The sequence below is a fragment of the Hyalangium sp. genome, assembly GCF_035629615.1.
Classification (GTDB): Bacteria; Myxococcota; Myxococcia; order Myxococcales; family Myxococcaceae; genus Hyalangium.
Genome location: NZ_DASPHO010000105.1, coordinates 1 through 10,869, shown reverse-complemented (window position 1 = coordinate 10,869; position 10,869 = coordinate 1). Strand labels below are relative to the sequence as shown.

At 69.1% G+C, this 10,869-nt stretch carries 8 protein-coding genes; 6 read left to right on the top strand and 2 right to left on the bottom strand.

Annotated features, from left to right (window positions below; translation table 11 throughout):
- Positions 1–1,605, bottom strand: a 1,605-nt coding sequence (locus VD972_RS04870) for a carboxypeptidase-like regulatory domain-containing protein (RefSeq protein ID WP_324981479.1), incomplete at its 3' end; no start/stop codon positions are given.
- Positions 1,606–1,826: 221 nt separating this feature from the next.
- On the opposite strand from VD972_RS04870, the gene VD972_RS04865 reads away from it, so the two are divergent.
- The 6 genes from VD972_RS04865 (at position 1,827) to VD972_RS04840 (ending at position 8,271) form a co-directional block, all read left to right on the top strand.
- Positions 1,827–2,276, top strand: coding sequence for an HIT family protein (locus tag VD972_RS04865; protein WP_324981475.1), 450 nt, complete (start codon positions 1,827–1,829; stop codon positions 2,274–2,276).
- A 109-nt stretch (positions 2,277–2,385) separates the two neighbouring features.
- Positions 2,386–5,256, top strand: a complete 2,871-nt coding sequence (locus VD972_RS04860; RefSeq protein ID WP_324981473.1) for a TonB-dependent receptor domain-containing protein — start codon at positions 2,386–2,388, stop codon at positions 5,254–5,256.
- The gene (locus tag VD972_RS04855; RefSeq protein ID WP_324981470.1) at positions 5,257–5,790 is read left to right on the top strand and encodes an NUDIX hydrolase; all 534 of its coding nucleotides are present in this window, start codon (positions 5,257–5,259) and stop codon (positions 5,788–5,790) included.
- Between the two features lie 17 nt (positions 5,791–5,807).
- Positions 5,808–6,311: a GNAT family N-acetyltransferase gene (locus tag VD972_RS04850; protein ID WP_324981467.1), complete on the top strand. Its 504-nt coding sequence runs from the start codon at positions 5,808–5,810 to the stop codon at positions 6,309–6,311.
- A complete protein-coding gene (locus VD972_RS04845; protein ID WP_324981464.1) occupies positions 6,308–7,096 on the top strand; it encodes a WecB/TagA/CpsF family glycosyltransferase in 789 nt (262 codons plus the stop codon). Before VD972_RS04850 ends, VD972_RS04845 begins: the two co-directional genes overlap by 4 nt.
- Before the next feature lie 50 nt (positions 7,097–7,146).
- Complete coding sequence (locus VD972_RS04840; protein ID WP_324981461.1) at positions 7,147–8,271, top strand: acyltransferase; 1,125 nt, start codon at positions 7,147–7,149, stop codon at positions 8,269–8,271.
- On the opposite strand, the gene VD972_RS04835 is transcribed toward VD972_RS04840, so the two are convergent.
- Positions 8,186–10,869: glycoside hydrolase family 44 protein (locus VD972_RS04835; protein WP_324981458.1), on the bottom strand; the 2,684-nt coding region annotated here is incomplete at its 5' end. The two genes, VD972_RS04840 and VD972_RS04835, sit on opposite strands and share 86 nt — an antisense overlap.

The following is a 10,869-nucleotide window of genomic DNA, read 5'->3' as shown; positions in this document are numbered from 1 at the left end:
CACGTCGGCCGTCTGGGGCACGCCCCACCCGGACTCGTAGACATCAAGGCTCGGGGTCAGCTTGCCAAAATGGATGAACAGGTTGGTCCCCGGCTGCAGGGAAACATAGGTAGCCGCAGGCGTTGCCGGCGGCGCGTAGGTGAAAGCGAAGCGGGTGGTGTACCCCGAGTTGGTCAGGGGGAAGACTGCCTCCTCCGCAGGAGTCCGGGTCTGAATGGGCTCAAGAGGCTCGGCCTCAACGAGCGGGAAGCCAACACCCGTGCTCCGGCCCGTAGCCGGATCGCGCTCGCCAGTGGCGTCGCCGACGCGGCCACTGTTGTTGAGGTCCAGTCCGACGTAGACATACGCATACTCGGTGTTGATCGTCGATCCCATCACCTGGTTGAAGTTCACGTACACGGTCTCCAACCTGTCGATGAGACCGTTGTTGGTCGACACCTCCTGGAACTTCACGTTCTCGACGGCGATGGCCGGCGGGCTGGCGGGGTTACCCCCGAAAAAGGAGATGGAGGGGAACGTGGAGAAGGCACTACCTCCCGCGGCCGGGACGGCACGGATGTAGAGGTTGTACTCGCGGCCATCCACCAGGGGCTGGCCCGGCTTGATCGTCAAGATGGTGCCACCACCCGCCACGTCCTTGCCGACGGAGAGGCTCTCCTTGCCGTACTCGTCGGTAAGCCCGACGACCACTGAGCTGGGCTGCACGGGCTGGTTGAAGACGATGTAGATGCTATCGCTCGACTTGACCATGTTGTGCTGCGGCTCAGAGGAGCCGTTCGAAGGGCTCAGGACCCCCAGGCTGCTGTACTTCACCGCGAGGTTCAAGCCCGGGCTGTAGGCAGGAGCCAGCTGCTCCGTCCTGACCGTGCCCTGTTGGACCAGGGTATTGGCAGCGTAGGCACTCACGAAGCCGCCAGACTCGAAGATCCCGTCACCGTTGGTGTCCAGCGCGGAGATCGACAGCAGGTAGGTCCCATTCAGACGGGCGAGCTCGATCGGCGTCGGAACCCGGTCGAACGAGATGACGCCCCCAGCGTCCGACGTCGCCTCGACCACCACCCGGCTCGTGGTCGACTCGGACAGGCCGAAGAGAACCCGGCCCGCGGGGTTCACATCGAGCGTGCCCCTGGCGCCCACCGCAGGGCGGCCATCCGGCCCGATCAAGTTGAACTTCACCGAGCCATTGAGCTCCGACAGCAGCACAGGGCCGAAGCTCGCGTTGCCGTTGTTGATCGGAACGTTGCCCGCGGAGTCCGGCACGATCGAGGAGGCGCGCAGCGAGGCAAAGCCGTCCTTGCTGAAGGTCAGGAGCACCTGGGCGCCGCCCGGCACATCCTTGAAGGAGAAGTTGCCGTTCTCGTCCGTGGTCGTCGGCTGCACCGTGGCGCTGCCGATCGTCATCGCGACAGAGGCCCCCGCAAGCGGCTTCTGCTGGGTCGTCAGCACCTGACCCGAGACCGTGCCCTTCGGCGTCGAAGGTACCACCACCGATACGTTGTTCGGCTCCTGGACGCCGTCCGCAATTCCGTCGCCGTTCGTGTCCTCGGGATCGCCACCGCAGCCGATCACCAGGAGCGGCACGAGGGCCATTAGCAACTTCTTCATCGTCCCCACCTTTAAAGTTTTTCTGAAAAGTCAGTACCGCGACACATCGCGGCGACGGGACACTCTCCGACTCGGGCCCATGGCGTCAAGGTGGTGCTCCGCCAATCAACCCAGGACGTCCCGTGGATCAGCTCCCGTCCGCGCCCATCTCCTCCTACCTCTCCCTCTACCCCTGCCCGGATCAAGATACCCGTGGCCACTTTTGGTAAGGGATTCCCCCCATGTCCGATGTGAATAGTCCATGCCTCGGCTGCGCCATCGTGAGCGGGGCCACCCGTCCGGTGGGCGGGATCATCGCCCGAGCCCCCGGGCTCGTACTCCATGGCGTCGCGGCGCCAAGCCCCGTGCCAGGCTGGGTGGTCATCTCCAGCGAGCGCCACGCCCGCGCCTTATATGACCTGGAGGAAGCCGAGGCCCGGGAGCTGGGCACCTTTGCCGCCCGGGTGATGCGCGCCCAGCGGCAGGCGCTCGGCGCCGAGCACGCCTACGCCTTCGCCATGGGAGATGTGCTGCGCCACTTCCACCTGCACCTCGTCCCCCGCTTCCCCGACACCCCCCGGCACCTGTGGGGCCGGGCCGTCTTCGACGCTCCCCCCTCGGACCACCGCCCCCCCGAGGAGCTGGAGGCCGCGGCGAAGACCCTCGCTGCCGCGCTGGCCACCGGCTCCTGAGCCCCCGCGCCCAGGCCCCGCCTGCCTGCCTGGCTGCACCCGATGCGTGGAATTTGAGGGGCAGCCCGTGGACCTCTCCCCTCGGGGTAGGGAGAATGCCGGCGCTCCCATGACATCGCTTCGTCCCGCCCTGCTCGCCCTGTCCCTGCTGCTAGCCCCCGGCCTCTCGGGGGCCAACAACACCGCAGACGAGGCGGATGTCGCCTTCGAGCTGGGCAACGAGGCCTATGCCAAGGGCAACTACAACGAGGCCCTCCGCTCCTACTTCACCAGCTATCGCCTCGTCCCCAACCGCAACGTCCTCTTCAACATCGCCCGCTGCTACGAGGCCCAGAACCGCTTCAACGAGGCCTACCGCTACTACAACGATCTGCTCGGTGAGTCCCTCCCGGACGATGACTCCGTCGAGATCCGCCGCTCTCTGGAGCGGCTCCGCCCCAAGGTCGCCCTCGTGCGCGTCGCCACCTCCCCCGAGGGCGCCGAGGTCTACATCGACCGCACGGACCTGGGCAGCCGAGGGCGCTCGCCGCAGACGCTCGCGCTCTCACCCGGCCGCCACAAGGTGATGGTGAAGAAGGAGGGCTACCGCCCCGCCGAGGCCACCATCTCCGTTGCCCGCGGCAAGTCCGTGCCCCAGAGCTTCGAGCTGACCCTCATCACCGGCACCGTGGAGCTCACCGGTACCCCTGCTGGCGCCGAGGTGCGCACGGCCTCCGAGGGAGACGTCGCCGCCCAGGTGCCCGGCAAGCTGGCCCTCCCGCCCGGCCAGCACGTGCTCTACGTGCGCGCCCCCGGCCACGCTCCCGCGCAGCTCGTGGTGGAGGTCCCCGCGGACGGCACCGTCAAGGTCCCGGTGGCGCTCGGCTCTCAGGCCAGCCCCACCGGACGTCTCGTCGTCACCGCCAACCGCGAGAGCGCCAGCGTGCGCGTGGATGGCAAGCCCGCCGGCTTCACCCCCACGGTCGTCACCCTCGCCGAGGGCGAGCACACCCTCGAGGTGGAGAGCCTGGAGGTGCGCCCCCTGCGGCAGGTGGTGAAGGTGGTGGCGGAGCAGGAGGTCAAGGTCCACGCCGAGCTGCGCTATGCCCCACCGCCCGTGCGCGCCGCCTCCAAGGGCCTCACCTCGGTGGACGAGGCCCCTGCCTCCACCACCGTGCTCACCCAGGAGGAGCTGCGCGCCTTCGGCTGGCGGACGCTGGCCGATGCGGTCGCGGGCGTGCGCGGCTTCTTCCTCTCCAACGACCGCACCTATAGTTACATCGGCGTGCGCGGCTTCTCCCCGCCGGGAGATCTCAATACCCGTATCCTCATCCTCTGGGATGGCCACGCGATGAATGACGTGTGGGCCGGCCAGGGCTACTCGGCGCATGACCTCTCGGTGAATCTGGAGGAGGTCGAGCGCATCGAGGTGGTCCGCGGCCCCGGCAGCGCGCTGTATGGCACCGGCGCCTTCTTCGCTGTCATCAACGTGGTGCCGCGCGAGTCGCTGGGGGTCCAGCGCCACGTGGAGGTCACGGGCACGGTGGGCGCGCTCGGGACGGTGGGCCTGCATGCCTCCGCGGGCTGGGAGGGCGGCGAGGGCCGCAGCGTGCTGGTGTCCGGCTCGATGATGCACGCCACGGGCGCCGAGACGACGCTGTTGGACTCCAGCACGCGCGTGGTGGGGCTCGACGGCGAGCGGGCCTTCAGCGGCGCCGTGCACGCACGCCTGGGCTACCTCACGCTGATGGGCAGGTTCAACAGCCGCGTGAAGGACATCCCCACCGGCCCCTTCGGCAGCGCGATCGGCGCCGAGGGCACCCAGTCGCTGGACGCGCGCGGCTTCCTCGAGGCGCGCTACGAGCGCCCCCTGAGCGACCGCATGAGCCTGTCCCTGCGTGGCGCCTTCGACCTGAGCCGCTATCGCGGCGACAGGATGTACACCGAGGACGACGGCCAGGGCCTGACCCGTGAGTCCGAAGGCGGGCGCGCCGACTGGATCTCCGCCGAGGCCCGCCTGCGCCTGTCCCTGTTCGACGGCAACCACCTCACCGTGGGTCTGGAGGGCCAGGGGCAGATCCGCGTGGAGCAGGAGACCTACGGCCCGGAGGGAGGCGAGCCGCTGCCGACCAAGACGCGCACGTTGCTGTCTCTCTATTTGATGGACGAGTGGCGCCTCCACCCACGGCTGAACCTGTCCGCGGGCCTGCGCGTGGACAAGTACCTGGATCTGGACTCGATCCCCATCACACCGCGCCTGGCCCTCATCTGGCGCCCCTACACCGCGGGCCTCACCAAGCTCGTCGCTGGCCTGGCCTTCCGCGCCCCCAACGTCTACGAGCTCTTCTACGAGGACAAGCTCGCCACCCAGCGGCCCGCCGAGGGGCTGGATCCGGAGACCATCTCCACCTTCGAGCTGGAGCACTCGCACGACCTGACGGACGAGCTGCGCCTCACCGTCGCGGGCTACCACAACCGCATCTCCAACCTCGTGACGCTGGAGGAGGACGAGCTGACGGTGCCTCGGTGTGGGACTCCCCCAGGGACCCTGCAGTGCCTCGTCTTCGCGAACAGCGACACCGAGACGTTCGCTTGGGGCGCGGAGGCCGGAGTGCACTGGCAGCCTGGCCGCTTCCTGCTGGTGGACCTGAGCTACTCCTATGTCACCCTGCGCCACGTCCTGGACGAGGTGAGGGACGCCAAGCCCACCCACGTCGTCTCCGGGCGCCTGATGCTGCCGCTGGGCACGGGAGAAGTCCGGCTGGCCACGCAGGCCACCTACCAGAGCGCGCGCAACAGCGACTCGGAGGGACCGAAGATCGGCGAGGCGATGCTGCTGGGGTTCGGCGTCTCCGGGGAGTTCTCTCGCTTCCGCTACTTCGCCGGCGTGCAGAACCTGCTGGACGAGCAGTACGCGCTGCCCGTGAACTCGGAGACCTCCGCGCGGCCCGTCGCCCAGTACGGCCGCACCTTCACCCTGCAGCTCACGGGCTCCTACTGAATGAGCTCCTGGACGGACGCCCGCGCAGCGGCGCGTGACTTGACCGATGCCGTCGTGCGCACGGCGTACCGCGGCGCCTACTCGCTGGCCATGGCCTACTGGTTCGTGCGCCGTCCCTCGATTGAAGGCGTCTTTGTCGGGGTATGGCACGGCCGGCGCGTGCTGCTCCTCCAGAACTCGTACAAGCGCTTCTTCAGCATGCCGGGGGGTGGCCCCCACGCGGGCGAGTCCCATCTCGAGACGGGGTTGCGCGAGCTGCGCGAGGAGGTGGGCCTCACCCTGGGCGCCTCCGAGCTGCGCGCGGCCTTCGATGTGGTGGACACGGTCGAGTACAAGCGCGACCACGTCTTCTTCCTGGAGCTGGAGGTGGCCACCGAGCCGCCGCTCACCATCGACCGCCGCGAGGTGGTATGGGCCGCGTTCCTCGACGTGGAGGCCGCGCTGCAGCTCCCCCTGGCCTCCCCTGTCCGCGCCTATCTCACCGAGGCTGCACGGCGGCGTGCGGCCCCGTCCCCACGCGAGGCCGCGCGCTGACGGATTCGCCCGACGTCATGTCCTCCGCCTCCCACACGCTCCCCATGGACACCCCCGAGCTGCTCTTCATCCACCCCGAGCATGCCCTCTACCCAGAGGAGCTCGAGCTGCGCTTCCGGGTGCTGCGCGAGCCGCTGGGCTTGCCTCGCTCCGCGGTGACCTTCCCCTTCGAGGCCCAGAGCCTCCACCTCGTCGCGCGCCAGGCTGGCGCGGTGGTCGGCTGCGTCCTCTTCCACCCCGAGGACGCGCACGGGGGCCGCCTCTTCCAGATGGCCGTCACCCCGCCGCTCCGGGGCCGCGGGCTGGGCGCGCGCCTCGTCATCGCGCTGGAGGAGGAGCTGCGGCGGCGAGGCTTCACGCACGTGCACCTCCATGCGCGCGCCCAGGTCGTCCCCTTCTACGAGCGCCTGGCCTATGAGGTATATGGCGAGCCCTTCACGGAGGTGAACGTCCCTCACCGCCATATGCGCAAGGCGCTGGCGTCATCTATCCTCGCGAGCCAGAGGAGCAAGGAGGCATGACGGCTACCCCCGACCGCACGCTGGCCCTGCGCGCGAGCGAGTTCTTCGAGCTGCACCAGCGCATCCACCTCGTCGACGACGAGCCTTCCCACGACGCGCTCCTCGAGGAGCTGCAGCACCCCTCGCGGCCCTACATCGTCTCGTTCGTCAACGCGCACGCGGCCAACCTGGGGTGGAACACACCCGCCATGCTGGAGAGCCTGCTGCGCTCGGACCTGCTGCTGCGCGACGGCATCGGCGTGAAGCTGGGGCTCAAGGCCTTCGGGCGCCCGCCCGGGCTGAACATGAACGGCACGGACTTCATCCCGAAGATCGCCCGCGCGTACAAGGGCCGCCGCGCCGCGTTGTTCGGGACACGCTCGCCCTGGCTGGACACGGCGCGTCAGAGGCTGGAGGCCGAGGGGCTGGTGGTCGTCTCCTGCCATGACGGCTTCTCCTCGCCGGAGACGTACCTGGAGCTGGCTGCTGAGACGAAGCCGGAGCTCATCATCCTGGCCATGGGCATGCCCAAGCAGGAGGACATCGCGGTGCGGATGCGCGAGCGGCTCTCCCACCCCGTCCTCATCGTCAACGGCGGCGCCATCCTGGACTTCCTGGGGGGAAAGGTGACGCGGGCCCCGGAGGTGATGCGCAGCACGGGCCTGGAGTGGGTCTACCGCCTCTACCTGGAGCCCAAGCGACTGGCCCGGCGCTACCTCCTGGGCATCCCCATCTTCTTCTCGCACGTGGCGGTCACCCGCCTGGTCGGTCCTCAGGCACCCGAGGGTGGAGAGAGGTCCCCGTGACCCCCCCTTGTGGCCGGACGGAAATTGCGCGTTCCTAGCCCCCCGTACGCATGGATACCGCCCGCGCCCACGAGGAGTTCCTGCGCACCCGCATCTTCCCGGGGCTGGACGGACTGCGCTGCCTGAGCATCGTCCTGGTGATGGCCCACCATGTCTCCGGCCTGCACTCGGGCTTCCTGGGCCGCGGCTACCTGGGCGTCTCCCTCTTCTTCGCCATCAGCGGCTTCCTCATCACCTCGCTGCTGCTGCGCGAGCGGGACGCGCACGGGCACATCTCCCTGGCCCGCTTCTACGGCCGGCGCTCGCTGCGCATCTTCCCGCTCTACTACGCGGTGCTCGCCGTGTACGTGCTGCTGGTGCTCTTCGTCGAGAAGGGAGCCAAGGAGAAGGCCGACTTCTTCGCCAACCTCCCCTCCTTCCTCACCTACACGTCCAACTGGTTCGTCCCGCAGGAGCCGGACACCCGCATCATCTTCTACTTCGCCTGGTCCCTGGCCACCGAGGAGCAGTTCTACCTGCTGTGGCCCGGCGTCATGCGCCTGGCCCACCGGTGGGGCGCCGTGCTCTTCATGACGGGGCTGCTCGCCATCTCCCTCTGGGCGCCCTGGGCCGTCACGACGGGACAGCTGGACGGCACCCTGCTGCAGGTGCGCATCCTCGCCAGCTTCGCGGCGCCCATCTGCATGGGGTGCCTGGCGGCCTATGCCCTGCACTCGCCCCGGGGCTTCGCGTGGATGTACCGGGTGCTCGGCTACACCTGGGCACCGCCGCTGCTGCTCGTCCTCGTCCTGGCCGCCGTGGCGACGGACGGCACGCCCTACGGGCTCACCTCGCTGGTGATGACGGCGTTGGTGGTCTCCTCCTGCATCCGCACGCGCCACCTCCTCATGCCCGTGCTCACGCTCCCGCCCCTGCGCTACGTGGGAATGATCAGCTACGGCGTCTACCTGCTGCACATGCTCACCTTCAACCTGGTGCGCCGCGCGGTCCCAGAGCAGGGCTTTGCCGTATACTTCCTGCTGACGTTCGGCCTGAGCGTGGTGCTGGCCGGCCTGAGCTACCGCTACTTCGAGACCCGCTTCCTGCGCCTCAAGGAGCGTCTCGCCGCCGGCCCTTTACCTGCGCAGGCCTCTCCGGCACCTTCGACGGCTCCAGCGTCAAGTCCAGCACCGTGATGGAGTAGGGCGGCAGCTGCGCCCCCAGCACCCCCGCGCCCAGGGCGGTGGGCTGCTGCTCGGAGAAGCCGCTGGCCTCTCCCACGTACGTCATCACCCGCGCGTTCCTCAGCGCCCCGCAGCCCTTGAGCTCTACCCGCGCATCCCGCGCCGTGTCCGGCTCCACGTTGAGGGCGATGGCCACCACGCGCCGCCCATCGTCGCTGCGCGAGGCGAAGAGCGAGGTGCCCTCCTCGGCGCGCGAGGGCAGGTACGTGTCCAGGAAGCGCCCACCCTGACCGTCGAAGTCCCGGTAGGCCCGGAAGGCCCACCACGCGGGGCTGCGCGCCGACGGATAGGTGAAGTAGAAGGCCGCGGTGAGGCCCCCCTCCGCGAAGCGGCCCAGCGCCTCGGCTTGCGCCAGCCCGCCGCTCATGTGCCGCGCGGCGCCGAAGTTGTACTCGCCAATGGCGATGCCCCGCCCCGGGTAGTTCTCCTCCACCAGCTTCTTGAGCCGGGGAATGAGCCTCACCGGCTCGCCGATCCAGGACTCGTCCTTGTAGTTCGGGTCCCACAGCGCGCGCGTGGAGCGGATGCGCAGCGCCGACGTCTCCGGATCCGTCAGCTCACCCTTGTCGGGGGAGACTCCCTCGGCCTGCGGGTAGAAGTGCACATCCACCACGTCCAGGATGCGCATGCCCGTCTTCTTCTCGTGCTCGCGCAGCTTCTTCAGGTACCAGGGAAGCAGCGGCACGTTGCCGTGGGCCTTGCGATCCGCGTCCGGCGAGGCGCCCTTCGCCACGTCCGCCGCCGAGCGGAAGTACCCCGTCCAGCCCCACTCCGTGGGCCCGGCGATGAGAGCCTCCGGATCCGCCTGCCGCACGGCCGTGCCGTAGGACACGGTCCGCTCCAGCAGCTCGTCATACGTGGTCGGCTCCGGGTGCACGTCCCGGTGCGTCGAGTTCCACAGCATCGGCTCGTTGTCGAGGAAGTACATGTGCACGCTGCGCCCGCGTGTCATGTCCTGCCTGCGAAGGGTGCGCACCCACTCGCCGATGAATTCCGGCGGGGCCGGCACGCTCGTCCGTGAGGGCATGGGCGGCGCCAGCTCGACGCCCGAGCTCCGCTTGCCGTTGCCGGCCTCCGGGACTTCCGGATCCACCTTCTCCTGCGGGCCGAGCTTCGACACCGGGAAGCTCACGGAGCTCGTGTCCTTGGCTACCCAGCCAATCATCGGCACGGTGAGCGCGGACTGGACGCGATGCTCGCGGTTCGCCATGAGGAACGACTCATAGTTGAAGTCCGGGTTGTCCCCAGGCGCCGTGTTGCGGAAGTACCAGTCGTTGGCCGTGTTCCAGGCGTTGAGCTTCCAGTTGTAGCGGCTCGTGGGGTTGCCGCCCCAGCGGCGCACCGTGGTCCCCAGCTCCCACTGGTGCGAGCTCTTCTGCTCGTTCAGCGCATCGAAGGCGATGCCGTAGATCTGCGGGCTGATGACGTGGCCGGGCCCCGTGCAGTCCACGGAGAGGCTCGCCGGCCGCGGAGGCCCCACCGCCACGCGCACCATGCCGGCTGCCGGCGTGTTCAGCTCGGCGACCCGCATGCTGGTGAAGCCGATCCGATCGAGCTGCACCCACTCAGTGCCCACACGCTTGTGCGCCCGCATGATGATGCGATCGAAGGGCTCACCCTTCGGATCGAGCTGCGCCATGGGCACCAGCACCTCGACCCAGCCGTCCTGCTGCTTCACCACGTGCTGAGTCCCGACACGTACCCGCGGGAACACGGACTCGTCCCCGGAGTCCACCCGCACCTCCAGGAAGTCGCCATAGTCGGCGGGCGCCTTGTACCGGAACGCGAGCGCGCCGAAGCGGCCCTCCAGCGGCTGCTTCCGGCGGAGCATCCACCCGCCCAGCTCCGCCATCATCACCTTCGCCGGCGCCGCCCCCTCCACCTGGCGCTCGGTCCAGCCGCCCACCTCCCAGCCCGTCTTGGTGCCGCGGTCATAGGCCACCTCCACCATCTCCATCGAGGTGCCCTGCGGCGTCTCCTGGGACGTCATCATCGCGCCCGGCACCGTCAGCCCGAGCCGATCCAGCTCCACCCACTCGGAGCCCACGCGCTTGTGCGCCCGGAGAATGAAGCGATCGAAGGCCTTCATGTCCGGGTTGAGCTCCGCCATGGGGATGAGGAGCTGCATCCACTCGCCGTCCTGCCCCACCACATGCCGCGCGCTCACCTGCACCCGGGGGAAGGTGCTCTCATCCCCAGAGTCCAGCCGGACCTCCAGGAAGTCACCGAAGTCGCCGGGCGCCTTGTACCGGAACGCCAGGCCGCCGAAGGAGCCTCGCACGGGCGCCGCGCGACGCAGCGCCCACCCGCCCAGGTCGGCCATCATCACCTTCGCCGGCCCCGGGCCCTTCACCTCGCGCTCGCCCCAGCCAGCGTCCACCCAGCCCGTCTTCAAGCCGCCCTGGTACACCACCTCCGCCAGCACCACCGTGAGGCCTGACATCGAGGTGGAAGCGCCAGCCCCCGACTCAGCGCCAGAGCCCGCCGGCATCGCCGCACGCTCGTCGTCGTCCTCACAGGCCACCAGCAGGAGGGCACACACCACCAGCA